Consider the following 26,387-nt stretch of genomic DNA (forward strand, 5'->3'; position numbering starts at 1 on the left):
GCTGAGCCAACAATCTCAACCTTGATCTTGGTCTTACCAAATTAGGTTTCAGATGGAAATGATATTCCCTTAATATTTCTATATAAATCTACAGCATAAAGATCAGTCATCCCCGAAACAAAGTCTAAAACACTTTGGGTGCGGGAGTAAATATCAGGCAAATCAGTATGGTATTGCTTTGGTATCAGTTTTACCAATTTTTTATAATAGTGCGTGTTATTATTTATCAAAGCTGGCACAAACTCCTCCAGTAAACCCGCCATAATTTTGTAACCTGCAACTTCTTTTTGAATCACTGAAGAGAAATTGTAAATGCGTTCAATAGAAACTTTCTCAATTTCTTTCCAAGCAGAGCGATATGGTTCTGGTATCAGATCTGTCAGGCTATTATTCAAAGTTCCCTGAAGCAAACTTTCTTGTTCGCGATAAAAAATGTCTGCGCAAATGTTGGTTAATGTATTTATCGCCTTCGCCCTGAGAAGACCAATTTTGGCATCATCATCCTCATAATCATTTTTAAGTCTATCTTCGATAGTTTTTGAATTAGCGAAAGGAAGCAAATAATTTTTCACCTCCTCATATGAAAGAATTTTTAAACGATGTGCGTCTTCCAAATCAATAATGCTATAACAAATATCGTCAGCAGCTTCTACCAGATAAACCAAAGGATGGCGCTTGTAAATTAAATATTCGCCTTCTTCTTTTTCAAGATGAAGTTCGTTGGCAATTTTTTTAAACGTTTCTTCTTCCGACTGGAAAAAACCATACTTTTTCCGATGCAACAAACCTTTTTGTTTGCCTGCAATAGAAGCACAAGGATATTTTGCAATTGAGGCCAGTGTAGAATAAGTGAGTGCATAGGCATCGTTACCTTTGCCCTTAAGTGGATGGGTAAGAATGCGGATCGCATTCGCATTACCTTCAAAATTAATCAAATCATGCCATTGCGATTCATTCATTTCATTTTGATAAACCTTGCCATCTCCATCAGTAAAATAACGTGAAATCGCAGCTTCTCCAGAATGCCCGAAGGCAGGATTTCCTAAATCGTGAGCGAGGGATGCAGCTGCAACAATATTTCCGACCTCATTTATAAGTGGAACATCTTTAATTAACTGAGGATTTTTTTCCTCCAAAGTATTCAGAAAAATATTCGCCATGGAACGAGCAACGCTTGCTACTTCCAAACTATGCGTTAAACGGTTATGAACAAAAACACTCCCTGGTAATGGAAACACCTGAGTTTTATTTTGCAAACGCCTAAAAGGCGATGAAAATATTAATCTATCGTAATCTCTTTGAAAATCCGATCTTGCTTTATCTCTATCACCCGTCCAGCTTTCCTGGCCAAATCGTTTATTTGAAAGTAAATTTTTCCACTCCATTTTTAAAATTTGGCGCAAGTTACTCAAAAGCAGAAAATCCCATCAATAATAATTTTGAGAAACTTGACTTTAAAACCATTTTTGCTTAAAGCTGTTCTTAATAAAAATTGCAATTATGAAAACGAGTATTTATAATAAGGAAGAGCATATTGAAGGTTATGTTGGCAATGGTGATGATAGCACAAAATCAAACCTTCAAAAGGAATACGAAAAAGGAAATGAGGGCAACGAAGTAACCAGTTATGGACAAGAAAGCGATGCAATAGGCGGCAATACGGCTGCTAAGGATGGCTATGATAACAGCGGAACACAGGGAAAGGATTCTTTAAGTGACGACGCTTATAACAGTAAAGATGAGCACCCGACAGTTAAAAGTGCTGCAAGTAAAACTGGAAGTTCTTCGGATGATTTTGATTCACCAAGCAAAAAAGAAATTAACCAAAGAGATGAAGACGATGTTTTAAATACTGGAATTTAAGAGGCTTATTATGGGATTACTAAAATATGTTGTAATTGGGGCGGTGGCCGTTTACGGTTTTAAATATGCCAGCAAAAAAAGAGAAATTGACGGAAAATCACTATTGGATGATTTAAAAGATGGTTTGAATGATGCTTTTTGTCAAGCCAAGGAATACAAAAACAGATTGGAGATGGACTATAATCAAACTACAAAACTTTACTGACACCAATAACTACTTTATACTACAAAATTTGATTTATATCAATTACTTTTAGGACTGAAAATTTGCTATAAGTTGGTTTAATTAGCAAATTTGCAAACATATTAGCACTCGCAGCCACATCTTAATCATCCTAAGGCTAAAACAAATTTATTGGGCTATAAAAATAGCTACTCTAAAAAATATCTAGCTGTTGAGTACTATCAGAACTATTCCTCTACCGGAAAAATCATTAACTATAAAGAGGGATTTTAACGAATCCTTCTTTATAAATCTTTCCCACCCAAACCTTTCTCATCAATACTATTTCTACTTCCAATATCTTCAGCTTGACTTAGATTCTCGTTCTTTAGATTGTCTATTGTATTGGATTCATTTTCTGTATTAGAAATATGATCTTTACTAGGCGTGTTTTTACGCTTAAACTCAGAGTCGCTAATGGTATGGCCATAAGTTGCCTCTCCATTATCCCATTCTATATTACGATCAGTATTTTCATTTTGATCATTTCTGTTATTATCAAGCTCCTTATTCATCACACCTAAATATTTAATCCGTTAATATGAATAACACCTAGATGGTTAATAAGGTTTAAACAATTTGCAAATACGTTAGATTACCTAATCTCACTAGCTAAAGTTTAGCGGAAAATTTTTCAGGTTTAATTGACTACACTATTTCAAGAAAAAATTTGCATCACCGCTCTGTTGTGATAAAGGTAGTTAACAATCGTCAGCGCCTCCACAAAAAAGGCGTATAAATACAGCGCTTTTACGTATTTAAACAGAGATCATTGACACTTGAATATATCGATATTTAATTGACTACCCAACAACCTCAAATTTGAAATTCCCAATAAAGGTAATAATAGCCGATAACCACCCCATTAGTAGAAACGGTATCAAATCGTTAGTTGAAACTCAAGATAATATCGAAGTCATTCTTGAAGCTTCAAAGGGCTTCGAGGTAATCGATTTTTTGGAGAAAGGTAATCTTCCAGATATACTTATAACAGATATTGAAATTCCAGACCTGGATGGAATTGAATTGACCAAATTTATCAAAAGTAACTATCCACAAATTAAAGGTTTAATATTAACATCTGTTGACCAAGAACAATTAATTACTAAATGCTTTGATGCTGGTGCCGATGGTTATTTATTAAAAAATGTAACCACATCAGAAATCGTATTCGCAGTTGAACAACTTAACGCAGGTTACAAATACCTTAGCACTTCAATTGGGATGAAATTTCTGGATCCAATTCAGAAAAAATATTCGGTGGAAGCAGGGAGCATGAAACGGAGTGTTCAGTTTTCGAAACGAGAATTGACAATACTAAATCTCATTGCCGAAGGCTTTACCAATACTGAAATTGCCGATAAACTATTTACCAGTAAAAGAACAATAGAAGGCAATCGACAAAATTTGCTACATAAAACAGGCAAAAAAAATACTGCTGAGTTAATCGGATTTGCAATTAGAAATGCAATTATTGATTAGCTTTCAATCCACTCCTTTACTTTGGTCTGATTTAGCAGGAACATCTGTATCCTTTATACTTGATCCATTCTCATCTCTATGTTTAGGTGGATTGTCCATTCTGCTCTCTTCCAATTCTGAAAAATCGCTTCCTTTCTGATTTCCAACTTCCCCATGCGAAGATGGTTTTTCCTTTAATTCTTCTTCAGGATTGGCAAAATCCTGACCTTCGATAGGAAGATTTTCTTCCTTTTCAGTGGGTTTATTCATATCATTTAAACGAATAAAAACCTAATTTGTTTAACGGCTAGTTTAAACATATTTGCCGCCAGAGAATCCGTGATTTATTACGGTAAGCTTCTCTTAAATGCTTATTGAACATCCCATAATGGCAACCAAAAACATCCAGGTCAGAAACTGCTATTCCATACGCCTCACAAAAAATAGGGCAAAAAAAAATCCTGACTTTCATCAGGATTTTTAATCTTTTTAAAATCAATTAAACTTTGATTTCAACTTCAACACCGCTAGGTAATTCAAGTTTCATTAAAGCATCAACTGTTTTAGAGTTAGAGCTATAAATATCTAATAAGCGTTTGTAAGCGCATAATTGAAATTGCTCCCTAGCTTTTTTGTTAACGTGTGGAGAACGTAAAACAGTAAAGATTTTTTTCTCTGTAGGAAGTGGAATTGGACCACTTACAACTGCACCCGTAGGTTTAACAGTTTTTACGATTTTCTCAGCAGATTTATCTACCAAGTTGTAATCGTAAGATTTTAATTTAATTCTGATTCTTTGGCTCATCTTATTTTTAATTATGATTTCCTGTTAGAGCTATTAACAACAGAAATCGGATTTATTTTTGAGATTTGAGAAATGAGATATAAGACGTGAGACAAATCTCAATACTCATATCTCAATGCTCACATCTAATATTAGTCTTCAGATTTTACTCTTCCTTTTGATTTAGCAATTACTTCATCTTGTACGTTTTTAGGCGCTGCTTCATAATGATCAAATTCCATTGTAGAAGTTGCACGACCTGAAGTGATAGTACGTAACTGCGTTACATAACCAAACATTTCAGAAAGAGGCACAGTTGCTTTAATTACTTGGGCACCGTTACGTGTATCCATACCTAATAACTGACCACGACGACGGTTCATATCACCGATTACATCACCCATGTTTTCTTCAGGGGTTAAGATTTCGATTTTCATGATTGGCTCCATCAAAGTTGGTTTACATTTAGGTAAAGCTTCACGATATGCCATTTTAGCTGCAAGCTCAAATGATAAAGCATCTGAATCGACTGCGTGGAATGAACCATCAATCAAACGTACTTTCATATCAGGAAGTGGATAACCTGCTAACACACCGTTAACCATCGCTGCGGCGAAACCTTTTTCTACTGAAGGAATAAACTCACGTGGAATTGAACCACCTGTAATTTCGTTTACGAATTGTAAACCACCTTTTTCAAAATCAGCATCGATTGGCGAGATAACAACTTGGATATCGGCAAATTTACCGCGACCACCAGATTGTTTCTTATAAGTTTCACGGTGTTGAGTAGTACCGAAAATAGCTTCTTTGTAAGCTACCTGTGGTGCACCTTGGTTAACTTCAACTTTAAATTCGCGTTTTAAACGGTCAATTAAAATATCTAAGTGTAACTCACCCATACCAGAGATAACCGTTTGACCAGTTTCTTGATCAGTTTGAACTCTAAAAGTAGGATCTTCTTCAGCCAATTTAGCTAAGCCCATACCCAATTTATCAACGTCAGCTTGAGTTTTAGGCTCAATAGCTAAGCCGATAACTGGCTCAGGGAAATCCATAGATTCTAAAACGATTGGGTGTTTCTCATCACATAGTGTATCACCAGTTTTGATATCTTTAAATCCAACTACAGCAGCAATATCACCAGCAGCCACGTTTGGCACTGGGTTTTGCTTGTTAGCATGCATTTGGAAGATACGAGAAATACGCTCTTTACTTTCAGAACGAGCATTGTATATGTAAGAACCAGCTTCTAAGTTACCCGAGTAAACACGGATAAAACATAAACGGCCTACAAATGGGTCAGTTGCAATTTTAAATGCTAAAGCTGCAAATGGCTCAGTAATGCTTGGTTTTAATAAAACTTCTTCGTTAGTATCTGGGTTAGTACCAATTACACCTTCGCTATCCATAGGTGAAGGCAATAATTCCATCACATAATCAAGCATAGTTTGTACACCTTTGTTTTTAAAAGATGAACCACAAACCATAGGAACAATTTTAGCATCTAAAACAGCCGCACGTAAAGCATCTAAAATTTCACGCTCAGTAATCGAGTTAGGATCTTCGAAGAATTTCTCCATCAAAGTCTCATCATAATCAGCTACTGATTCTAGTAATTTTTCTCTCCATTCAGCAACCTCATCTAACATATCATCAGGAATTGGTACTTCAGTAAAGGTCATACCTTTATCATGCTCATTCCAAACAATACCACGGTTGTTAATTAAATCAACCACACCTTTAAATGCATCTTCAGAACCGATAGGTAATTGCAATGGAACTGCATTACTACCTAACATATCTTTAACCTGCTTAACAACTTTTAAGAAGTCAGCTCCAGAACGGTCCATTTTGTTAACGAAACCAATACGAGGAACCGCATAGTTGTTGGCTAAACGCCAGTTGGTTTCTGATTGAGGCTCAACACCATCAACTGCAGAAAACAAGAATACCAAACCATCTAATACACGTAACGAACGGTTTACCTCTACGGTAAAATCCACGTGACCTGGTGTATCAATAACGTTTACATGATATTTTTGACCTCTGTAATTCCAATCAACAGTAGTTGCAGCAGAAGTAATGGTAATACCACGCTCTTGCTCTTGTGCCATCCAGTCCATTGTTGCAGCACCTTCGTGCACCTCACCAATTTTATGACTCACACCAGCATAATAAAGGATACGCTCTGTTGTTGTAGTTTTACCTGCATCAATGTGAGCTGCAATTCCAATATTTCTTGTAAATTTTAAATCTCTTGCCATCTTATGTTTTTGATTTATCTGATTTTAAATGATTACACCGATTATGTAAAAACAAATCGGTGTAATTTATCTAATCAGTATAATCTTCTAATTAAATCTGTGTAATCTTACTAATCTGTTAATCCTAATTACTAGAATCTGAAGTGAGAGAACGCTTTGTTAGCCTCAGCCATTTTGTGCGTATCTTCTTTCTTCTTAACAGCAGCACCTTCACCTTTAGCAGCAGCTACCATTTCACCAGCTAATTTCTCTTTCATGGTTTTTTCGCCACGTTTACGAGCGTATGAAATTAACCATTTCATACCTAAAGCCGTTTTACGTTCTGGTCTAACCTCAGTTGGAACCTGGAAGTTAGCACCACCAACACGACGAGATTTAACCTCTACAGCTGGCATAATGTTAGTTAAAGCACGTTTGAAGATCTCTAAACCGTTTTCGCCTGCTTTTTTCTCAGCAATTTCAACAGCATCGTAAAAAATAGAGTAGGCGATAGATTTTTTTCCATCGTACATCATATTGTTTACAAAACGAGTTACTTGAACATCGTTAAATTTTGGATCAGGAAGAATAATTCTCTTTTTTGGTTTTGACTTTCTCATTTCTTATTTCCTCCCGATTATTTTTTCTTTCCTTTAGCAGGAGCTGCAGCAGCTTGACCTGGTTTAGGACGTTTAGTACCATATTTCGAACGACGTTGGTTACGACCAGCAACGCCTGATGTATCTAATGCACCACGGATGATGTGGTAACGTACACCTGGTAAATCTTTCACACGACCACCACGAATCAAAACGATTGAGTGTTCTTGTAAGTTGTGACCTTCCCCAGGAATGTATGCATTCACCTCTTTACCGTTCGTTAAACGAACACGGGCTACTTTACGCATTGCTGAGTTTGGTTTTTTAGGGGTAGTGGTGTACACACGTGTACATACACCTCTTCGCTGTGGACAGCTGTCCAACGCTGGAGACTTACTCTTGAACTCCAGTGCTACTCTACCTTTTCTAACTAATTGTTGAATAGTTGGCATTGTGCTTTTTTAATTTTTTATTTAATTATTTACCGCTCCCCCGGCATCCTCGCAGATAGCCCATAAAACGGACTGCAAAAGTAGAACAATTCTTTTTATAAATCAAGGGGTTAGCGCAAAAAATTTAGCGGGTTGAGTTTTTAGTTTGGAGTTGAAGATTAAGGGGTTGCGAATTTAAGCGGAAACCAAATTTACCTGCCCACAGCGGTAACATCAATTTCTATCTGCATCCCATCTAATGCTAGTCTCGAAACTGGTATTAGAGTATTCACCGGAAACTTCAAATCAGGCCAAATTTTTTGAGACACAGCAATCAATACTTCATGCTTACTTGAATCATAGTCAACCACAAGTGTGGTCAACTTTACAACATCACTCCACAGCAATCCTTCACTTTTAAGTGCGATCTCGATATTTTCAAACACAATATCTACCTGTACCTTAAAATCATCACTTAAAACACCATCCATATTGCTACCACCTTGCCCTGCTATAAATACCATTTTACTATTGGAGTTAACGGTTGCCATATGAGAGTACCCATGAGGTTTTGGATCATATAATCCTTCAGGACTTTTTATTTCGAAATTCTCGTTTTTCATCTGCTATAATTAAAGGTGGAAGATAAACAGACTGGATTCCCTAATCGTCAGCGAAACGTAATAGCTGATTTGATGTAACAACGAATGTAAGACAGTTAACTTAGCACGAGGGATGAAAATTAATTCACCGTACTTCTCGGATCGAAAAACGAATGTCTTCTATCCTACAGTTTGTGCTCTAATTTTATGATTTCTAGTGGAGACGGTAGTAAAATTTTATTTTGAGATTCTTCACGATGCTCAATTGATAGTGTGAGCAATTCAAGTTCATCAGATTGCTTAGAGTCTAGCACAATATCATTTCCTACTAACGAATAGGCCTTTCTGAAGCTAACTCATACTCTTCCTGTATTTTAACTATTTTTAACATAGCTTATTTCCCTCTCATATTGAGTTTCATTTAATTACAATCCTTAAAACCATCTTTTAGAACTTTCAATTTAGCGGCTGCAGCCTCCAATTCTTTTGGTGGTTTGCCATAATCATAAGTGATTTTATGAGTTTTCCCATCTGCTGTTACCGAAATCCATTCCGCTCCGCCATCGGCACAATCTGGGCAACCAATCACTTCAGGCAAATTAGCAATCTGGCTCCCATTTAATAAATCTTTAATTGAATTCACTTCTTCATCAGAAATGTTTTTGGAACAAGTTTTTGTATCAGGTGTTTGTCCATGTTTGCTTTTTGTAAAAGTAAGTTTAGCATCACTAATTGAAATACTTTGAACACAATATCCACCGCACATTCCAAAAGAAGTACCATAACTAATACTATTTAAATTTTTGATTTTGCCCTTCTTACAGGTTGCGAAAAGTAAAACACTTAAAACACCCACCATAAAAATTAGATTCGCTTTCATACGCAAATTGGATTATATTTAAAGATAAGATTTATCCTTAATAAAAAATCGCAAAAACTTAGGTAGTCTTGCGGTTTAAATCTTTCATTATTTCCTAATTCACCGTACTTCTTGGATTACTTTTCTCACTCTTAACGCCAACCTTTGTAATCTTATAATTCAACGAAACATAAAAATATCTGGTGATTGAGTTAAAACGAATGTCTTCTATCCTACTGCCATTTACAGTTCTGTCGATATTGGTATTTTGATTTAAAATATCAAATCCTTTTAAGCTTAGTGTTATTCTACGCTGCATAAAATATTGATCTAAACCAGCATTGAGCAGAAATACATTGTTGTTAAAACCATCGGCTCTACCGGCAGCCCCATTGTGGTTTAATTCTGTATTGATCCTCGTATTTTTAATAAACTCATAGCTTAGGCTAGCACTATTTGAGAAATTAAAATATTTATTATCCAGCGCACTTGGCTGCGAATTATTTACCTTGCTATATTGTACTCCGATATAAATTCCGGCGTTTAATTTGTCATCAATATCATAATTAAAGTTTGCATTCGGTCCAAAATTATATCGATTGGTGATATTTTTCTCCTGGTTAATAAATGAAGTGTTGTGCGAAAGTGACAGATTGACTCCATACCCCATTCTTAATCCCTTTAACTTGGTTGGCTGCCCAAAATAAGTGCCGGTATTGATGTAATAGTTACCATCTACATTAACGGGCTGAACATATTGTACACCATCTACATAATTGATGCTGTTCCCAACATCATCCAGGGCATAATTCACTAAGAAGTAACCGTTCCAGTATTTATTATTGTCGGCACTGAACGTATTAAAATTAACTGACATGCGATGACTTTTCCTAGCCTCCAACTCTGGATTACCTATCCTTTGATAAAGAGGATTGCTGTTATTTTGAACAGGCTGCAAATCATTTACAGAAGGAAGATTCACGTTGGCGTTATAATTCAACTGCAACGTGTGCTTATTCTTATTCCTGAAATTGATATTTAACCTTGGCAGAATATTATAATACTTCTTATCAATGTTATTGGTGTTGATACCAGCACTGCTAAAAGTTGAAGCATCCAACCCTGTTTCCTGAAATCCTAAACCAAAATTATACGTCCATTCTGTACGGTTATAAATGAGCCCTAGCCTGGCGGTTTGTGTCCATGTTTTGTTCTCGAGTGTATTCGAAAAGTCATGGACAACAGCATCATAAGTGTTATTTAATGGATTGTAACTTAAGGTTAACTGCTGCGCATCTACTTTACCCTCGTTACGGATATAAGCTATATTGCTATTCAATTTCTTGTCTACAATCGGGCGAATGTAATTCACAGCAACACTATAGTTTTGAGATTTATTTTCCTGCTCTGCCTGCTGGTTTAAATCTGTTACATCAACAACCCCAGATCTATAATTGTTTATTAGCGATTTATTTAACCAATTGGAGTTGAAAGTATTTTGCGAACCATTCAAACCAATAATAATCGATCCTTTCTTTAATCGCCTTGTGGCAGAAAGCTCTCCAAAAAAAGCAGGGGTAGAATTTCTTTGATCCAGAAGCTGACTACCTTCATTAATTTTTCCGGTAAGATCAAATGCAGAATTGAAATTCCTATTATTGATATTGGTGGTGTAATTAAGAATTGCATTTGAGCGAAAAGTTAGATCGGTAAGCGAATCGGGATGGTATTCCACTTTGAAATTGAATCGATGCGCTTGGTTATCAGAATTGCGGTTTGAAACTTCGTCAGTTCTAAGTACATCATCTTGATTAATATCCTGAACAATCGAAAACCGATTACCTAAACCTTTGCTGAAATATGTGAAGTAGCTACTGCTTAAAGTCAATTTATCCTTTGCACCCCAGCTATTGCTAAAATTTAGTCCGCCACTGTGCGTAGTTACTTCGCCAATGGCACTATTATCAAAAACGCCTGAACCGCCAATGGTTGTTCGTCCGTTATTTACATTGATGGAAAATCCGCCACCTCCGGGAGGGGCAAAAAGGTTACCAATGTTTCCACTGGTAAAACTATTTAAATCTTCGTATTGAAAACTGGCATTACTGACATTATTGCTCATCCCTAAAATGGCAAACTGCATTTTTTTGGTGAAGTGGTTGGCGCTTAAATAACCGCTATAGCGATCGGTAGTGCCCCCAGATAAATTGGCATTACCAAACCAACCATTCTTTTTATCCTCTTTAATGGTTAGGTTGAGCACCTTTTCTCGTTGTCCATCATCAATTCCCGTGGCTTTTGCCTCCAAGGTTTTGGCATCTATTAACTGAACTTTTGCGATCACATCAGCAGGTAAATTTTTGGTGGCCGTTTTTGGGTCGGTACCAAAAAAATCTTTTCCATCAACGGTCAATCGAGTTACTTTTTGCCCTTGCACTAAAATGCTACCATCTTTATCAATGGTTACGCCAGGGAGTTTCTTTAACAAATCTTCAACTGCAGCGTTGGGTTGCGTTTTGTAAGCATCGGCATTAAACTCAACGGTATCTATTTTTACTGTTGCCGTAGCATATTTGCCTGCCACCGAAACATCTTTTAAAGCTATCGCATCCTCTTTTATTTTCAATACCCCTAAATCAATATTCTTTCCTGAAAAAGTGATGGTTTTTAAAATTGGATTATAGCCCATTGCGGATATTTTCAAGGTATAATCCCCCTTAGCAATATCTTTAAAAAAGAATTCCCCTGCTTTATTGCTAACCACACCAACTTTTTTATTTGAATCAATTTTGCTTGACAAAATAACACCTACATATTCAATTGGTAAGCTTGTTTTACTATCAACGATTTTTCCGGTGATGAAAGCATTCTCCTGTGCGAAGACTTTCGTAGATAAAAGGAATAGAAAAATCAATAAATAAGGTTTCATATCTGAATTTGTTTTTTGTTTGGTATTGAGAAGTTAAGCTCAATGTTCAGATATAAGACGCAAGAAAAATTAAAGTGTGACAGTCGACGATTTATTTTTAATAAAAAACAGTTAAAAGGTTAGCCTAACATCAACCTATTTACTGAGCAATTTGATATTGGTAGCTTTGAACCTATTCTTTATAATTTTACCAGAAACTTGTGCTTTGCTTACAGCGTTACAGAAACCGTGTTCGCCATGCGCATCGCCAAAATCATCGATGCCTTTTCCATCAACAAAATAAGACTTGCCATTTATTCTAATGGCTAGTTCACAATCTTTACCTTTCATTTTAAACTGGCACTCGCCACAAGCAATTTCTACGACTTGGTTAGTGATCAATTGATTTGATGCCTGTTTTTTAGAGCTAGTTTGGGCTTTTAAACCGAAACTGAATAGTGTAAAAAGAAAAAGGATAGCTACATTTTTCATTATGTCTATTTTTTCCAAATCTAGCTTTTGTTAGCAAAAGAATCACAAATCTATGTAAAATAAACCTGGTAGCAGCGAACACGGATCCCTATATTTCATCGGGAGGAGTAAAGCGTCAGCCTGCCGGAGGTGGGAATAAAAGAACTAATATTTCCCAAGAAGTACCGCAGTAGCGTTTTCGAAATATTTTTTGACACGGAAAAACAGAAAACACAGAAGTTTAATTCTTTCGCAAAGCTCAGGATGACATCCTAAAAAACAAAAAAGGGATATGCAAATTGCACATCCCTCTTAGCAGCTCATTAATGAGACTGCCTCGTTCCTCGCAATGACGAGGAGTGATTAATAACGATATTCGTCTGATTTGAATGGGCCTTCAACCGGAACGCCAATATAATCAGCCTGGTGTTGATCTAAAACATCTAATTCTACACCGATTTTTTCTAAGTGTAAACGAGCAACTTTCTCATCTAAATACTTAGGTAAAACGTAAACTTTGTTTTCGTATTTATCTGTGTTAGTCCAAAGCTCTAATTGTGCTAAAGTTTGGTTGGTAAATGAGTTACTCATTACGAAACTTGGGTGACCAGTTGCGCAACCTAAGTTCACCAAACGACCTTCGGCCAATAAGATGATATCTTTACCTTCGATAGTATATTTATCTACCTGAGGTTTGATTTCAACTTTACTTGAACCATATTTTTCGTTTAACCAGGCAACATCAATTTCGTTATCGAAGTGACCGATATTACAGACGATGGCTTTATCTTTCATGGTTAAGAAATGCTCGCCACGAACAATATCACGGTTACCAGTAGTGGTTACAATAATATCTGCTTCTTTAACGGCAGTAGCGAATTTTTTAACTTCGTAACCTTCCATTGCAGCTTGCAGAGCACAAATCGGGTCAATTTCAGTTACAATTACACGTACACCCTGTGAACTTAAAGATTCTGCAGAACCTTTACCCACATCGCCATAACCGCAAACAACAGCTACTTTACCAGCCATCATTACGTCAGTTGCACGACGAATTGCATCAACTAATGATTCGCGACATCCGTATTTGTTATCGAATTTTGATTTAGTAACAGAATCGTTGACGTTAATTGCAGGTAAGTGCAATGTTCCGTTTTTCATTCTTTCGTATAAACGGTGAACACCAGTGGTGGTTTCTTCTGATAAACCTTTAATGCCAGCAATTAATTCTTGGTATTTATCAAAAACCATATTGGTTAAATCGCCACCATCATCTAAAATCATGTTTAGTGGTTGTTGCTCCGGACCAAAGTGTAAAGTTTGCTCAATACACCAGTCGAATTCTTCTTCGTTTAAACCTTTCCAGGCATAAACCTGAATACCAGCAGCGGCAATTGCAGCAGCAGCATGATCTTGTGTTGAGAAAATATTGCAAGATGACCAGGTAACTTCAGCACCTAAAGCCACTAACGTTTCAATTAGAACAGCCGTTTGAATCGTCATATGCAGACAGCCTGCAATACGAGCACCTTTTAACGGTTGCATTGGGCCGAATTCTTTACGTAAACTCATTAAACCTGGCATTTCTGCTTCGGCTAATTCGATTTCTTTACGGCCCCATTCTGCCAGTGAAATGTCCTTAACTTTGTAAGGGATATAAGTTGTCTCTACTGATGACATATTTTATTTGTTTTAAATGTGGAACAAAGTTACGGCATAGCTTTGTGAAAGCCAAATAATTAAAAGAGCAAGGTGGTTTATAGAATGTAAAATAAAGGAGCGTTTCTAGAAAGATTTTGGAAAGTAAACTCAGCGTATTTTCGGCTACTTCAATCCCGCCATACACTGTAGCTCCGATAAAAAAATAGGAGGCTGCCGTTTCTGCCGGGTTTAAATTACCAACACCTGTATCACTTTTGTAAAACTGCACAATGTAAAACAAAACTTTGATTTTCAGTTTATTATTTCTTAAATTGATTCAACCAAATAAATCAATTTATGAAAACAGTAAAACACCTTCTCGATACCAAACAAGCAAGAGTGATATCAGTACCTGAGAATATTTCAGTATTAGATGCGCTCAAAATAATGACAGAGAAAAACATAAGTGCCATGCTGGTGATGGAAAACGAAAAACTTACAGGTATTTTTACAGAACGCGACTATGCCCGAAAGATCATCCTTCAGGGTAAATCTTCAAAGGACACCCTGATCAAAGAAGTAATGACTGCTGATCCCATCACCATTAATACCAGTGATTCCATTGACCATTGTATGCAACTCATGACCGAAGAGCACATTCGCCACTTACCTATTGTTGTAAACAGCGAAGTAAAAGGAATGATGTCAATCGGCGATGTGGTAAAATTCATAATTGCCGACCAAAAGCAAACGATATCGCAGTTGGAAAGTTATATTAGTGGGTAAATAGAAAATGAAACGTTGAAGTTGAAAAGTTTAAAGTTTGGAGCATAAACTTAAACCCTATCATTCCAACCAGCAAAATATAGCATTTTTGCTTTGCTTCGCTCAGAATGATAGGTTTAATCTTAAACTTTCATGCCAGACTATTTCCACCGCCATTCGCCAGCAATGGTAAGTGGCTCCTTTAAGTTTTGCGATTCTAGAAACGTTTTTAATTCTTCTTCGTTTTGTACGCCCACTGGAATTTTGGGCGTATTAGCTAAAGCATAAGTTAGCATAGCGCTATAACGAACGGTGTTTTTTAGTTCTTGCTCATCAACTAGTTCAAAAGAGTCCCCATCAGAATGATAAAAAGGTCCGGAGTTATTTGGCAACTTTCCGCCAAAGCCACCGCCTGTCGGAATTCCTTCTAACATAAATGGTTGGTGATCGCTATGCAAGCCGGCGCCCGCGTTGAACAGATTTTTGAAGCCGGAGTCAATTTTTACAATATTAGTACCCCAAGTCGTAAATAAATCTTTCATCTCAGCACGAGAGGTCGAAAATCCTTTGGGATCATTGGTCATGTCGTAATTCAGCATGAACTTAACCTGATTTAAGTTTTTATCTTTTTTCGCCTGATCGATATAGGCTTTGGAACCAAGTAACCCTTGCTCCTCGCCCATAAACAGCACAAATTCTACTGTTCGTTTCGTTTTTAAGTTTAACTTTTTAAAGGTACGGGCCATATCCATGATGGCAAACGAGCCGATCCCGTTATCAATGGCTCCAGTAGCTAAATCCCAGCTATCTAAATGCCCACCAATAACGATTTTATCTTTCGGCATTTCGGTTCCTTTGAAAGTAGCGATCACATTTCTTGCCTTAATTAAACCTGAAAAATTCGTCATGCCAATATGCGCCATTTGCGTTTGGCTTTTTAGTTTTTCTTTTAGCGCCATCCCATCTTCCAAACCAATACAAACCGCAGGAATTGGAATAAGTTTACCCGTAACAGATGCTGTGCCCGTTAACAAAACACCATCTTTTACGGTATTAATAATGATTACCCCAATGGCACCATATTTAGTAGCAATGGCAGTTTTTTCTGAACGATGCAATGATTTTGTTCCGGCTGGAGAACCTGGCAAAACACCAAGATAAATCAAGGCGATTTTTCCTTTAAATTTTGAAGGATTGTTTTGATAATCCATCTCCAACCCATTTCCGGCATCAACAATTTCTGCAGTTGTATTTGCACTAACAGGAGAATGTGCTAAAGTAACGGCCTTAACTTTCGCTAAACTATTCTTGTCCGCACCAATTTCTACATCAATTGTTTTCCTTGCCCAACTCTCCACTTCAAAAGGTTGGAACTTTACTTCGCAACCGTAAGATTTTAATAAGCCGTATGCATATTGCTCTGCCTTTGCTCCATTAGCTGAGCCCGTTAAACGGTGCCCGATATTTTCAGTTTCGTACTTAAGTGTTTGATATGCTTTGGAATTTTGTTGAACTTCGGTATTGATTTTAGCGAAAACGCCGCCGAATTGATCTTGAGCATTTGCTAACAAAGCACTACAAAGAAGTGCAGCTGATAAAAGGTATTTCATGAATATGATTTGCTGATTGATGGGTTGAAAGTACAAATTTTACGGTTAGCTATTAAGCTGTAACGTTTATTTTGCTTTTGGATTAATGTATTCTCTTGAAATTCTGCGAAAATCAGCGTGATCTGCGGGAGACCTTAGTGCAAATAGATATTACTGGTTTTAGCGAATAATATTTCCCGCAGATTTAATAGGATTTTCGCAGATTAAAAACGGTTACACAATTATCCTTTCGATTTTCAAGGATACTTAACGTAACCTTAAGGAGAACTGAATTATATAAACTGATTGAAATGGCAGCCCCCGATTTTCTCGGGGCTATAAATAAAAGCAGGACTAAGTTTCAAATGAAATACCGCCTTTGCTTTCCTAAACCTCTATAATCGTACAAGAAAATTTAGCTTCAGAGCAATGAGCTTTAAATAGCTCTCGCATTCTTGATTTGAATAAGCTGTACCATAAAAGAAATGTAAGGAGATATAAGATTTAGCGCTGGGAAAACTATTGATGGGTTGCATTCTTCTTCGGGAAAACCAATGATGCCACAATACTGATCACCAGAATACTCAAAATCACAATTAATGAATGTTGCGTGGTGAAACCCAATTTCTCTAAATAAACGTGACCCAACATTTTTACCCCAATAAATGCCAATAAAACAGCCAAACCTGCTTTTAAATAATGGAATTTATGGATAATGTTAACCAGTAAGAAAAACATTGACCGCAAACCCATAATGGCAAAAATATTAGAGAAAAACACAATATAAGGGTCTTTAGTCACCGCGAAAATTGCTGGAATAGAATCGACAGCAAATAATAAATCGGTAAATTCTACTATGAGTAAGACCAAAAATAATGGCGTAACGAATCTTTTATGGTTAATGGTGACGAAAAAGTTCTTGCCCTCGTATTTTGGATGGATAGAGAATATTTTCGATGCCCATTTCACCACCGGATGATTTTCTGGATCTATCTTTTCTTCTCCTTTGCTGAAGAACATTTTTATACCGGTAAAAACTAGAAACGCACCAAACAGATACAAGATCCATGCAAACTTTGCAATAAGCGCTGCACCAACAAAAATAAAGATAAAACGCATGATGATAGCGCCCAGGATACCCCAAAATAAAACGCGATGATAATACTTCTCTTCCACCGCAAATGCAGAAAATATCAATACAATAACAAAGATATTATCAACAGATAAGGCATACTCAATTACATAACCAGTTAAAAATTCCAATCCTAAATTTTGCCTGTACGTAGAGAGACTGGCCTGGAAATCATTAGCATTTAAGGTAATATGGTGTTGATGCTTGGTTACAATTTCTTGTAAATGGGCAAAATCCCTTATTCCATGCAGCTGATGACCTTCGGTAAGTAGAAGAAAGTAGAAACCGATGGCTAAACCAACCATGATAACACTCATGATACCTGCCTGTTTCAGACTGATTACATGTTCCTTTTTACTAAAAAGACCCAAATCTAAGGCCAGTACCAGCACAATAAATAAAAGGAAACCTAAACTGAAGAGTAATTCGCTGCTCATTATTTTTTACGTTCGGTAGTGTAAAGTACTAATTGTTCTAAGCCAGTTCTGGCTTCTCCTGCATCAAATTGATGCAAAATATCAAATGCAGCATTCTGGTATTCCAGCATTTTTTGGTTGGCATAATAAACACCTTGTTGTGCATTAACAAAATCGATAATCTGTTGAATCTTTAACGGGTCATCCTGATGGTTTTTCACCAGATTGATTATCCGTTTTCTATCTGCTTTGTCAGCCTTATTTAACGCGTATATTAATGGCAAAGTCACTTTTTTCTCTTTAATATCAATTCCTAATGGCTTGCCTACGTCATCCGTACCAAAATCAAAAGTGTCATCTTTAATTTGAAAAGCAATTCCAACTTTTTCGCCAAATAGGCGCATCTTTTCAATTATCTCATCACTTGCACCAGCAGAAGCTGCCCCGGCAGCACAACAGGATGCAATTAAAGATGCCGTTTTCTGCCTGATTACATCGAAATACAACTCTTCCGAAATATCCATTTTACGCACTTTTTCTACCTGCAACAACTCACCCTCGCTCATTTGCTTTACTGCCTCTGATACAATTTGTAACAATCTGTGTTCGTTATTGTTTACAGAAAGTAGCAAACCTTTGGCCAGCAAATAATCACCTACCAAAACCGCAATTTTATTCTTCCATAACGCATTAATAGAGAAAAAACCACGGCGCTCGTAAGCATTGTCAACCACATCATCATGCACCAGTGTTGCCGTGTGTAAAAGTTCAACCAGAGCAGCACCACGGTGGGTAGATTCTGTGATTCCGCCGCCCAGTTTCGCTGCAAAAAACACGAACATCGGTCGCATTTGTTTGCCCTTTTGCTTTACAATATAATGGGTAATCCTATCCAGCAATGGAGCATCGCTGTGCATAGAATCTTTAAAGGTTTTTTCAAACGCTTTAATATCGGCTGCTATAGGTTTTTTTATCTGATCGATTCCCGGCATTAAGTCGAAAAATTTTGATTGCAAACTTAAGCTAATTTCCCATAAAAAGTGAATCAATAACGTTAATATTAAGGATTTGAAAAGCATCGGAAGTGCCATAAACTGCTTCCGTCCTGCGCTCCGCTTTACTTCTCCCAATGAAGAATTGGGATTCGTGTTCGCTCCGATCAGGTTTAACAACATCAGTCTGTGCAATAAATCCCCTCGAAAGCCAAACCATTATTTAATATATTCTTTGTTATTTCGGCTAAACCGCTACATTTAATCCAGTAATTTGTTATAATGAAAAGGCGTTACAAAGTTCTATTCGGGGTTTCAGCACTGTTGGTTATTAGCTATTTGCTTGGCCCAAAACCAAAAAAACCATTGTATAACGCAGCGTTAATACAAGTTCCGGAATTGAATGAGCTGGAGGGCTATGTTCAAAATATTGAGCAACTTAATAAAATTAAGCCGGGCAATGAAGCAGAAATTATTTGGGCTAATGGCGCACACCAGCAAACCGAATATGCAGTAGTTTATTTACATGGATTTTCTGCATCAAAAACTGAAGGAAACCCGGTTCACTTGAATTTAGCAAAGGCGATTGGCGCCAACTTATACCTATCACGATTAGCCGATCACGGTATTGATACCATTGCACCTATGCAAAATTTTACTGCTAACCGATTGTGGGAAAGTAGTAAATTAGCCTATGCCATCGGCAAGAAACTGGGTAAAAAGGTAATTCTTATTGGCACTTCTACGGGTGGTACAGTTGCGTTAAAATTAGCGGCAACCTACCCAGAGATTAATAGTTTAATCTTACTTTCTCCGAATGTGGCCATAAACGATAAAAATGCCTGGTTGTTAAATAATCCATGGGGTTTACAAATTGCCAGAAAAGTGGTTGGAGGCGACGAAAGAAAAGTGGAGGGTAGAACTGACGAATATCGAAAATACTGGTACACCAATTACCGGATAGAATCTTTGGTAGAACTACAGGAATTTATTGAAGGAACGATGACCAGAAACACCTTCCAAAAAGTAAAACAACCTGTACTGATGTTATATTACTACAAAAGCTTAACAGAGCAAGATCCGGTTGTACGCGTAGATGCGATGTTAAAGATGTTTACTGAGTTAGGCACCCCAGATCATTTGAAGCAGAAAATAGCCATTCCAGGAGCCGGTAATCATGTTTTGGGTTCATATCTTACCTCAAAAGATTTACCAAGTGTAGAAACTGCTATCCATAACTTTGTAGAAAATATTTTAAAACTGCAGCTGAAACATCCTTTACCTATCGCTGAGGAAGAAATTAATCCTGTATAATTGACGCCTAAAGCCATAAAATAATGAGAGTTCTTTTTTCAATCCTTTTTCTTTTTACTGCGAATTTTGTTTCTGCACAAAACACAAAGCCCAATCAATCTTTCGAAATCGGTAAAATCGAAGAAATTCATTCAGCTATTTTAAATGAAACCAGAACATTAAATATTTATCTGCCGGCTGGATATTCGGCCGATACTTTGAAAACATGCCCTGTAATTTATCTTTTAGATGGATCTGCAAATGAAGATTTTATACACATCGCCGGCCTCGTTCAGTTCTTAACCATGATTGAGAAAATTCCTCCAACCATTGTTGTAGGCATTGCTAATGTAGATAGGAAGCGTGACTTCACCTTTCCAACAACCATTAAAAAAGATCTGCTGGATTTTCCAACCACAGGTTTTTCGACAAATTTCATTTCTTTTATTGAGGAAGAATTGCAACCCTTCATCCATTCTAAATACAGTACAAGTAGATCGAAAACCATTATAGGGCAATCGCTAGGCGGATTACTGGCTACAGAAATTTTATTAAAGAAACCGCAGCTTTTCTCCAATTACCTGATTGTAAGTCCGAGTCTTTGGTGGAATAATGAATCGTTGCTCCGCAACCCATTAACAGAAATAAATAAAACTGACAGCAGAAAAGTTTATATAGCTGTTGGCAAAGAAGGCCAAAAGATGGAAGCTGATGCTAAAAACCTCGCTGACTTGATTCGGTTGAATAAAAAAATATCATTGAAGTTCACTCCTTTACCAAAAGAGAACCACCTCACTATTTTGCACAACGGCGCCTATCAAGGTCTGGAATTCTTATTTGATGCTAAGGCAAATTAATTGATGATATTGCGGATAATCATCTCGGCATGTACTCTTGAATTTTCGATAAAGAGTTTGTGTGTATCCAATCCTCCACAAACCACACCGGCCAAATAGAGACCTTTGACATTGGTTTCCATGGTGTCTTGATTATAAATCGGACAGAGACTTTCCGGCAAATCAATTCCAAACCTTTTCAACATCGAAAAATTTGGCTGGTAACCTGTCATCGCGATTACAAAATCATTGGCAATTGTTTTAACACCATCAGGCGTTTTAATATCAACTTCGCCTTCTCTAATTTCGAGTAATTCTGAATGGAAATGAGCAGTGATTGCTCCTTCTTTAATTCTGTTTTCAATATCCGGACGAACCCAATATTTTACATGAGGACCCATTTCGCCGCTGCGAACCACCATTGTAACATTTGCCCCTTTACGGTAAGTTTCTAAGGCAGCATCAACGCCAGAATTATTTGCTCCAACTACTACCACATTTTGAAAGGCATACAAATGCGGATCTTTGTAATAATGAGTTACTTTGGGCAAATCTTCGCCAGGGATATTCATTAATAACGGAACGTCATAAAATCCTGTGGCTACCACTACATTTTTCGCAGTATAACTTGCCTTTGTCGTACTGACTTCAAAGTCCTCACCTTGTTTCAAAACCTGTTTAACTGTTTCAAAAAGGTTGATCTTTAAATCGAACTTTTCAGCAACTCTACGATAATATTCAACGGCTTCGTTGCGATTTGGTTTCGGGTTGATGGTAACAAAGGGCGTATCACCAATCTCCAGCTTTTGAGACGTGGAAAAGAATGTCATGAAAACCGGATAGTTAAAAAGGCTATTTACCAAAGCACCCTTTTCAATAATCAGGTAGCTCAAATTAGCCTTCTGCGCTTCAATTGCACAAGCCATTCCAATCGGCCCAGCGCCAATGATGATGATATCGTATTGATGTGATTTTGTCAATTTTTATGATTTAAAAGATAATAGAGATTTGGAAATGGGAAATAGATGAAGTTGCTTATTTCTATGGAAATAGGAAATAGATAAGTAATTATGTCAATTTACTTCTCAATAGGAATTTGTAAATAGGTATAAACAAATGTTATAATCAAACACATTAAATGAAATATATGCATTTCCCATATGCGTATATCTATTCTCTATTTCCCATTTCCCCATATTAAACTTTCATCGCCTTACTCGGGCAAGCGAAATCGGTTCTTTTTAAACCTGTATTCTTAATAGCCCCGTAACCACCAGCGATATCAATTACATGCTCTACGCCACGAGATTTTAGAATAGAGGCCGCGATCATCGATCGGTAACCGCCGGCACAATGAATATAATAAGTTTTATTTGGATCAATCTCTCCCATCCAATCGTTAATAAAATCCAGAGGGCGACTTAAAGTAAATTCCAAATGTTCCGATTCATATTCACCCGGCTTACGAACATCAAGAGCTATTATTTCTTGTTCTGTTACGGCTTTTTCAAAAATTTCTGCTGAAATGGTTTCGATAGTATCAATTTCTTTTCCGGCATCAGTCCACCGTTCAAAACCACCATCCAGATATCCAATTGTACTGTCATAGCCCACACGAGTTAAGCGGGTGATGGTTTCCTCCTCTTTTCCTTCATCTGTAATCAATAAAATAGGTTGATCTAAATCGGTAATTAATGCGCCAACCCAGGGTGCAAACTGTCCGTTTAAGCCAAAATTAATGGAATTAGGAATAAATCCTTTTGCAAAAACCTGTGGATCACGGGTATCGAGCATAATTGCTCCAGTTTGGTTAGCGGTATCTTCAAAAGCTTGCGGTGTTAAAGCATTTAAACCTTTTTCATAAATGCCGTCGATACTTTCTACACCGCCTTTATTTATCGCAGCATTTTTAGCAAAATACTGTGGAGGAGGCATAATACCATCCGTAACTTCTGATATAAATTGTTCTTTGGTTTGTGCCTTAAGGGCGTAATTTACTTCTTTTTGATGGCCTAAGGTATCAAAAGTTTCCTTGCTCATGCTTTTTCCGCAAGCAGAACCCGCACCATGGGCAGGATACACAATCACATCATCGGCCAAGGGCTTGATTTTTTCGTTTAATGAATCGTAAAGCATTCCTGCTAAATCCTCCATGGTTAAATTACCTTTCTGCGCCAAATCCGGGCGACCAACATCTCCTATAAACAGCGTATCGCCACTAAAAATGCAATGGTCTTTTCCATTTTCATCAGTCAACAAATAAGTGGTCGATTCTAAGGTATGACCAGGTGTATGCAAAGCCGTAATCGTTAAATCGCCTATTTGGAACTTCTCTCCATCTTTAGCAATGTGCGATTCGAACTCTGTTTTGGCTGTTGGTCCATAGATAATTTTAGCGCCAGATTTATCGGCTAGATCCACGTGGCCAGAAACAAAATCTGCATGAAAATGGGTTTCAAAAATATACTTAATTGTTGCGCCAGCTTTCTCCGCTTTCTTCAAATAAGTTCCAACTTCTCTCAGTGGATCTATAATCGCAGCTTCGCCATTGCTTTCAATGTAATAAGCGGCCTCCGCCAAACACCCAGTATATATTTGTTCTATTTTCATGATTTATCTGTTCCTCACCCTGAATTTATTTCAGGTTCTTATTGAATAGATGCTGAATCAAGTTCAGCATGACGAATTTATTAACAAAAATAGTGCTAAATACGAACAACCGAAATGATGGTGCTCATAATTGCAGAAGTTTTACTTACCGATTTTTTTGATGAACGCTTATTTGATGTTTTTTGCAGTAATTGGCCACCTAAGCCCGATAGTAGTGAAATACTTTTTGTAGATCAACCGATGGGAGTTGCGGACACATTGACAAAAAGATTAAACGGATAGCGGGAGTTGCATTAAAAAATGCACCCGCAATTGCCTTTCAAACCAATAATTAATCTTTTGTTAATTCACCACGTAATGATTCATCCATTAACTTCCGGCTTTCTTCTAAAGGTAAGCCGAGGCCTAAAACATACATTAGTTTAGTTACCGCAGCTTCAAAAGTAAGGTCGTAACCACTAATGATGCCCATTTTTAATAACTCGCGACTGGTTTCGTACCTACCTAAGTGCACCGATCCTTTTTTACATTGAGAAATATCGATGATGATTTTGCCATTTAAAATAGCTTTGCGAAGACTATCTAAAAACCATTGGGCAGTAGTGGTATTGCCAGATCCAAAAGCTTCTAAAATGATGGCGTCGACCTTAGAATCCGTGATCGCTGACACAGCCTGAGGCGTGATGCCTGGATATAACTTCAACACACCAATGTTAGAATTAAAATTGGTATTGAGTTTAAGTTTCCCGTCTGGCGCTTTCATTACATAATTGGTGTTAAATTGCAAATGCACTCCAGCTTCGGCCAAAACAGGATAATTTGGTGAACGAAAAGCCTCAAACTTTTCGCTATTGTATTTTATAGAACGATTACCTCTAAATAATTGGGCGTCGAAATAAATGCAAACCTCTGGAAACAGTGATTTTCCATCCTCTTTTGTTGCCGCTATTTCCAACGCAGTGATGAGATTTTCCTTTGCATCTGTCCTGATTTCGCCGATGGGTAGCTGAGAACCTGTTAAAACAACAGCTTTACCTAAATTTTCGAGCATAAAACTGAGTGCCGAAGCAGTAAACGCCATCGTATCTGATCCATGCAAAATAACAAATCCGTCATAAAGATCATATTTGGTGTTAATCAACTCTGCCAAAGTTTTCCAAATCTCTGGATCCATGTTAGAAGAATCTAATACCGGAGTGAACGAGTGAACATCTAAATGATAATCTAAACGACTTAATTCCGGAACATTTTCTTTAATCTGTTCGAAATTGAAAGGAATTAACATTCCGTTTACGGGATCGTTTACCATACCGATGGTACCACCGGTATAAATTATTAGAATCTTTGTCATTTGGTTGGTTTTGGTTGCTCAACGCAAAGAAACTAAAAATTTAGAGATGAATATAGTTATTTTTAATATTGATAATTATTTAGACAAACTTCGCATATTAATTATCAGATTGATTATTAAACTAAACAAAATTGAAATATTAATTATAACTGTTAATACAACGAATATAATTTGCAGTGCTTTCATCCAATAGATGCTGAAATGAATTCAGCAGGACCAGCTGGCTAGGATGAATTGTTATAATAAGCAATCTACCCGAAGAACTCTGGATGAACGATCGTCATCCTGAATTTATTTCAGGATCTTAATGGTTATGCTAAAAACGTAGAAAGGAAAAATCAGTATAAGCTGAGGAAAAAATCAACAATCGAAGCTATTCATGCTAAAAAATCTGCGAAATTTGCGGCATCAGCGGAAAAAATCAAATCAACTTAATTCCATACAAAGATCTCGTGCAGATTAAGGTGATTTATCTAGAAACTACAGCGATTTAAACACCAAAAATCTTTTTTGAATTTTCAGTAGTTACATCGGCGATCGCTTCCACCGAAACACCATAAATATCAGCTAATTTTTGAGCGACATAAATTAGATAGCTACTTTCATTTGGTTTTCCACGAAAAGGAACAGGCGCTAAATATGGCGAATCAGTTTCGAGAACTAGATTCTCCAATGGGATTTCTGCTAAAACAAGATCTAGTCCTGCTTTTTTATAGGTTACTACGCCTCCAATGCCCAAATAGAAATTTAGATCGATGGCTTGTTTGGCTTGCGCTACATTGCCAGTAAAGCAATGAAATATTCCACGCAGCCTTTCGTCACGCTCACTTTCTAATACCTCAAAAACTTCATCGAAAGCCTCACGACAGTGAATTACGATTGGTAACCCGAGTTTTTTCGCCCAAGCAATTTGTTTGCGGAAGGCATCTTGCTGGATAGTTAAGGTGGTTTTATCCCAATATAAATCAATTCCTATTTCACCGATGGCATAAATTTTTCTACCAGCAATGCTTTCGAAAATTTCATCCAAAACTGACTGATAATCTTCCTTAACATCACATGGATGAAGACCAGCCATTGCAAAACAATTCTCAGGATATTTGCTTACTAAATCATCAATCATTGCAATCGATTTGACATCAACATTGGGAAGAAAAAGTCTATTTACATCATTTTCAAGGCAACGTTCCATCAGCTGGCTTTGCTTTTCGGTCTCTTGCTCGTAATATAAATGGGTATGGGTATCGGTAAAAATCATTTCTTTAGTGTAAAATGGATGATGTATGAACTGGCCGTTATTGCGAGGAACGAAGCA

26 protein-coding genes are annotated in these 26,387 nt (G+C 37.0%); 7 read left to right on the plus strand and 19 right to left on the minus strand.

Going from position 1 to position 26,387, the window contains the following annotated elements; genetic code table 11:
* Window positions 1-41 precede the first annotated feature (41 nt).
* Window positions 42-1,385, minus strand: coding sequence for a deoxyguanosinetriphosphate triphosphohydrolase (locus OQZ33_RS10890; protein ID WP_265799056.1), 1,344 nt, complete (start codon window positions 1,383-1,385; stop codon window positions 42-44).
* Between the two features lie 115 nt (window positions 1,386-1,500).
* Between OQZ33_RS10890 and OQZ33_RS10895 the strand changes: the two genes are divergently transcribed.
* Window positions 1,501-1,863 carry a hypothetical protein gene (locus OQZ33_RS10895; RefSeq protein WP_265799057.1) on the plus strand — a complete coding sequence of 121 codons (363 nt, stop codon included), beginning with the start codon at window positions 1,501-1,503 and terminating at the stop codon, window positions 1,861-1,863.
* A 10-nt stretch (window positions 1,864-1,873) separates the two neighbouring features.
* Window positions 1,874-2,068, plus strand: a complete 195-nt coding sequence (locus OQZ33_RS10900; RefSeq protein ID WP_265799058.1) for a YtxH domain-containing protein — start codon at window positions 1,874-1,876, stop codon at window positions 2,066-2,068.
* A 263-nt stretch (window positions 2,069-2,331) separates the two neighbouring features.
* Here the strand turns inward: OQZ33_RS10900 and OQZ33_RS10905 are convergent, their stop codons facing one another.
* Window positions 2,332-2,601: a hypothetical protein gene (locus tag OQZ33_RS10905; RefSeq protein WP_265799059.1), complete on the minus strand. Its 270-nt coding sequence runs from the start codon at window positions 2,599-2,601 to the stop codon at window positions 2,332-2,334.
* A 307-nt stretch (window positions 2,602-2,908) separates the two neighbouring features.
* Here OQZ33_RS10905 and OQZ33_RS10910 point away from each other — a divergent pair, with 307 nt between their 5' ends.
* Window positions 2,909-3,568: a response regulator transcription factor gene (locus OQZ33_RS10910; RefSeq protein WP_265799060.1), complete on the plus strand. Its 660-nt coding sequence runs from the start codon at window positions 2,909-2,911 to the stop codon at window positions 3,566-3,568.
* 3 nt (window positions 3,569-3,571) lie between these two features.
* On the opposite strand, the gene OQZ33_RS10915 is transcribed toward OQZ33_RS10910, so the two are convergent.
* The 10 genes from OQZ33_RS10915 to ahcY all read right to left on the minus strand — a co-directional run bounded on the left by OQZ33_RS10915 (window position 3,572) and on the right by ahcY (window position 14,127).
* Window positions 3,572-3,817, minus strand: a complete 246-nt coding sequence (locus OQZ33_RS10915; protein WP_265799061.1) for a hypothetical protein — start codon at window positions 3,815-3,817, stop codon at window positions 3,572-3,574.
* A gap of 229 nt (window positions 3,818-4,046) precedes the next feature.
* Window positions 4,047-4,352 carry a 30S ribosomal protein S10 gene (gene rpsJ, locus OQZ33_RS10920; RefSeq protein ID WP_008244591.1) on the minus strand — a complete coding sequence of 102 codons (306 nt, stop codon included), beginning with the start codon at window positions 4,350-4,352 and terminating at the stop codon, window positions 4,047-4,049.
* A gap of 131 nt (window positions 4,353-4,483) precedes the next feature.
* Window positions 4,484-6,598, minus strand: coding sequence for an elongation factor G (fusA, locus tag OQZ33_RS10925; RefSeq protein WP_265799062.1), 2,115 nt, complete (start codon window positions 6,596-6,598; stop codon window positions 4,484-4,486).
* Between the two features lie 131 nt (window positions 6,599-6,729).
* A complete protein-coding gene (rpsG, locus tag OQZ33_RS10930) occupies window positions 6,730-7,197 on the minus strand; it encodes a 30S ribosomal protein S7 (RefSeq protein ID WP_056848515.1) in 468 nt (155 codons plus the stop codon).
* 17 nt (window positions 7,198-7,214) lie between these two features.
* A complete protein-coding gene (rpsL, locus tag OQZ33_RS10935; RefSeq protein WP_010599925.1) occupies window positions 7,215-7,628 on the minus strand; it encodes a 30S ribosomal protein S12 in 414 nt (137 codons plus the stop codon).
* Between the two features lie 191 nt (window positions 7,629-7,819).
* Window positions 7,820-8,230 (minus strand): RidA family protein, encoded by a 411-nt coding sequence (locus OQZ33_RS10940; RefSeq protein ID WP_265799063.1) that lies wholly within the window; start codon window positions 8,228-8,230, stop codon window positions 7,820-7,822.
* 400 nt (window positions 8,231-8,630) lie between these two features.
* Complete coding sequence (locus tag OQZ33_RS10945) at window positions 8,631-9,089, minus strand: hypothetical protein (RefSeq protein ID WP_265799064.1); 459 nt, start codon at window positions 9,087-9,089, stop codon at window positions 8,631-8,633.
* Window positions 9,090-9,183: 94 nt separating this feature from the next.
* Window positions 9,184-11,997, minus strand: coding sequence for a TonB-dependent receptor (locus OQZ33_RS10950; RefSeq protein WP_265799065.1), 2,814 nt, complete (start codon window positions 11,995-11,997; stop codon window positions 9,184-9,186).
* 135 nt (window positions 11,998-12,132) lie between these two features.
* Entirely contained in the window at window positions 12,133-12,468 is a 336-nt protein-coding gene (locus OQZ33_RS10955) for a DUF6370 family protein (protein WP_265799066.1), read from the minus strand.
* A 342-nt stretch (window positions 12,469-12,810) separates the two neighbouring features.
* Window positions 12,811-14,127 carry an adenosylhomocysteinase gene (gene ahcY, locus OQZ33_RS10960; RefSeq protein ID WP_265799067.1) on the minus strand — a complete coding sequence of 439 codons (1,317 nt, stop codon included), beginning with the start codon at window positions 14,125-14,127 and terminating at the stop codon, window positions 12,811-12,813.
* 318 nt (window positions 14,128-14,445) lie between these two features.
* Here ahcY and OQZ33_RS10965 point away from each other — a divergent pair, with 318 nt between their 5' ends.
* On the plus strand, window positions 14,446-14,874 hold the full coding sequence (locus tag OQZ33_RS10965; RefSeq protein WP_265799068.1) for a CBS domain-containing protein: 429 nt from the start codon (window positions 14,446-14,448) through the stop codon (window positions 14,872-14,874).
* Window positions 14,875-15,014: 140 nt separating this feature from the next.
* Here the strand turns inward: OQZ33_RS10965 and OQZ33_RS10970 are convergent, their stop codons facing one another.
* The 3 genes from OQZ33_RS10970 to OQZ33_RS10980 form a co-directional block, all read right to left on the minus strand.
* Window positions 15,015-16,463, minus strand: a complete 1,449-nt coding sequence (locus tag OQZ33_RS10970; protein WP_265799069.1) for a M20/M25/M40 family metallo-hydrolase — start codon at window positions 16,461-16,463, stop codon at window positions 15,015-15,017.
* Window positions 16,464-16,961: 498 nt separating this feature from the next.
* Entirely contained in the window at window positions 16,962-18,011 is a 1,050-nt protein-coding gene (locus OQZ33_RS10975) for a TerC family protein (protein WP_265799070.1), read from the minus strand.
* Entirely contained in the window at window positions 18,011-18,982 is a 972-nt protein-coding gene (locus OQZ33_RS10980; RefSeq protein WP_265799071.1) for a polyprenyl synthetase family protein, read from the minus strand. The genes OQZ33_RS10975 and OQZ33_RS10980 overlap by 1 nt, the downstream gene beginning before the upstream one ends.
* A 282-nt stretch (window positions 18,983-19,264) precedes the next feature.
* On the opposite strand from OQZ33_RS10980, the gene OQZ33_RS10985 reads away from it, so the two are divergent.
* Both OQZ33_RS10985 and OQZ33_RS10990 read left to right on the plus strand, forming a co-directional pair.
* Entirely contained in the window at window positions 19,265-20,296 is a 1,032-nt protein-coding gene (locus OQZ33_RS10985; protein ID WP_265799072.1) for an alpha/beta hydrolase, read from the plus strand.
* 23 nt (window positions 20,297-20,319) lie between these two features.
* Window positions 20,320-21,132 (plus strand): alpha/beta hydrolase, encoded by an 813-nt coding sequence (locus tag OQZ33_RS10990; RefSeq protein ID WP_265799073.1) that lies wholly within the window; start codon window positions 20,320-20,322, stop codon window positions 21,130-21,132.
* Here OQZ33_RS10990 and OQZ33_RS10995 read toward each other — a convergent pair.
* Both OQZ33_RS10995 and OQZ33_RS11000 read right to left on the minus strand, forming a co-directional pair.
* Entirely contained in the window at window positions 21,129-22,037 is a 909-nt protein-coding gene (locus OQZ33_RS10995) for a YpdA family putative bacillithiol disulfide reductase (RefSeq protein WP_416338749.1), read from the minus strand. The genes OQZ33_RS10990 and OQZ33_RS10995 overlap by 4 nt on opposite strands.
* A 271-nt stretch (window positions 22,038-22,308) precedes the next feature.
* On the minus strand, window positions 22,309-23,721 hold the full coding sequence (locus tag OQZ33_RS11000) for an MBL fold metallo-hydrolase (RefSeq protein WP_265799075.1): 1,413 nt from the start codon (window positions 23,719-23,721) through the stop codon (window positions 22,309-22,311).
* Between the two features lie 114 nt (window positions 23,722-23,835).
* Between OQZ33_RS11000 and OQZ33_RS11005 the strand changes: the two genes are divergently transcribed.
* Window positions 23,836-24,003, plus strand: coding sequence for a hypothetical protein (locus tag OQZ33_RS11005; RefSeq protein ID WP_265799076.1), 168 nt, complete (start codon window positions 23,836-23,838; stop codon window positions 24,001-24,003).
* 49 nt (window positions 24,004-24,052) lie between these two features.
* On the opposite strand, the gene OQZ33_RS11010 is transcribed toward OQZ33_RS11005, so the two are convergent.
* Window positions 24,053-25,072 (minus strand): asparaginase, encoded by a 1,020-nt coding sequence (locus OQZ33_RS11010; RefSeq protein WP_265799077.1) that lies wholly within the window; start codon window positions 25,070-25,072, stop codon window positions 24,053-24,055.
* A 490-nt stretch (window positions 25,073-25,562) separates the two neighbouring features.
* The gene (locus OQZ33_RS11015) at window positions 25,563-26,330 is read right to left on the minus strand and encodes a TatD family hydrolase (protein ID WP_265799078.1); all 768 of its coding nucleotides are present in this window, start codon (window positions 26,328-26,330) and stop codon (window positions 25,563-25,565) included.
* Window positions 26,331-26,387 lie beyond the last annotated feature (57 nt).

It is taken from the genome of Pedobacter sp. MC2016-05 (assembly GCF_026239735.1).
Taxonomy (GTDB): Bacteria; Bacteroidota; Bacteroidia; order Sphingobacteriales; family Sphingobacteriaceae; genus Pedobacter.

Excerpts from the sequence above, each read along its gene's own strand:
- OQZ33_RS10995 (WP_416338749.1), bottom strand. The coding sequence starts at position 22,037 with ATGGCTTGTGCAATTGAAGCGCAGAAGGCTAATTTGAGCTACCTGATT.
- OQZ33_RS10900 (WP_265799058.1), top strand. The coding sequence starts at position 1,874 with ATGGGATTACTAAAATATGTTGTAATTGGGGCGGTGGCCGTTTACGGT.
- OQZ33_RS10905 (WP_265799059.1), bottom strand. The coding sequence starts at position 2,601 with ATGAATAAGGAGCTTGATAATAACAGAAATGATCAAAATGAAAATACT.
- OQZ33_RS10965 (WP_265799068.1), top strand. The coding sequence starts at position 14,446 with ATGAAAACAGTAAAACACCTTCTCGATACCAAACAAGCAAGAGTGATA.
- OQZ33_RS10970 (WP_265799069.1), bottom strand. The coding sequence starts at position 16,463 with ATGAAATACCTTTTATCAGCTGCACTTCTTTGTAGTGCTTTGTTAGCA.
- OQZ33_RS10980 (WP_265799071.1), bottom strand. The coding sequence starts at position 18,982 with ATGCCGGGAATCGATCAGATAAAAAAACCTATAGCAGCCGATATTAAA.
- OQZ33_RS10940 (WP_265799063.1), bottom strand. The coding sequence starts at position 8,230 with ATGAAAAACGAGAATTTCGAAATAAAAAGTCCTGAAGGATTATATGAT.
- OQZ33_RS10985 (WP_265799072.1), top strand. The coding sequence starts at position 19,265 with ATGAAAAGGCGTTACAAAGTTCTATTCGGGGTTTCAGCACTGTTGGTT.
- OQZ33_RS10945 (WP_265799064.1), bottom strand. The coding sequence starts at position 9,089 with ATGAAAGCGAATCTAATTTTTATGGTGGGTGTTTTAAGTGTTTTACTT.
- rpsJ (WP_008244591.1), bottom strand. The coding sequence starts at position 4,352 with ATGAGCCAAAGAATCAGAATTAAATTAAAATCTTACGATTACAACTTG.
- OQZ33_RS11005 (WP_265799076.1), top strand. The coding sequence starts at position 23,836 with ATGATGGTGCTCATAATTGCAGAAGTTTTACTTACCGATTTTTTTGAT.
- ahcY (WP_265799067.1), bottom strand. The coding sequence starts at position 14,127 with ATGTCATCAGTAGAGACAACTTATATCCCTTACAAAGTTAAGGACATT.
- OQZ33_RS10975 (WP_265799070.1), bottom strand. The coding sequence starts at position 18,011 with ATGAGCAGCGAATTACTCTTCAGTTTAGGTTTCCTTTTATTTATTGTG.
- OQZ33_RS11000 (WP_265799075.1), bottom strand. The coding sequence starts at position 23,721 with ATGAAAATAGAACAAATATATACTGGGTGTTTGGCGGAGGCCGCTTAT.
- OQZ33_RS10890 (WP_265799056.1), bottom strand. The coding sequence starts at position 1,385 with ATGGAGTGGAAAAATTTACTTTCAAATAAACGATTTGGCCAGGAAAGC.
- OQZ33_RS10950 (WP_265799065.1), bottom strand. The coding sequence starts at position 11,997 with ATGAAACCTTATTTATTGATTTTTCTATTCCTTTTATCTACGAAAGTC.
- OQZ33_RS10915 (WP_265799061.1), bottom strand. The coding sequence starts at position 3,817 with ATGAATAAACCCACTGAAAAGGAAGAAAATCTTCCTATCGAAGGTCAG.
- OQZ33_RS10990 (WP_265799073.1), top strand. The coding sequence starts at position 20,320 with ATGAGAGTTCTTTTTTCAATCCTTTTTCTTTTTACTGCGAATTTTGTT.
- rpsG (WP_056848515.1), bottom strand. The coding sequence starts at position 7,197 with ATGAGAAAGTCAAAACCAAAAAAGAGAATTATTCTTCCTGATCCAAAA.
- rpsL (WP_010599925.1), bottom strand. The coding sequence starts at position 7,628 with ATGCCAACTATTCAACAATTAGTTAGAAAAGGTAGAGTAGCACTGGAG.
- OQZ33_RS11010 (WP_265799077.1), bottom strand. The coding sequence starts at position 25,072 with ATGACAAAGATTCTAATAATTTATACCGGTGGTACCATCGGTATGGTA.
- fusA (WP_265799062.1), bottom strand. The coding sequence starts at position 6,598 with ATGGCAAGAGATTTAAAATTTACAAGAAATATTGGAATTGCAGCTCAC.
- OQZ33_RS10895 (WP_265799057.1), top strand. The coding sequence starts at position 1,501 with ATGAAAACGAGTATTTATAATAAGGAAGAGCATATTGAAGGTTATGTT.
- OQZ33_RS10955 (WP_265799066.1), bottom strand. The coding sequence starts at position 12,468 with ATGAAAAATGTAGCTATCCTTTTTCTTTTTACACTATTCAGTTTCGGT.
- OQZ33_RS11015 (WP_265799078.1), bottom strand. The coding sequence starts at position 26,330 with ATGATTTTTACCGATACCCATACCCATTTATATTACGAGCAAGAGACC.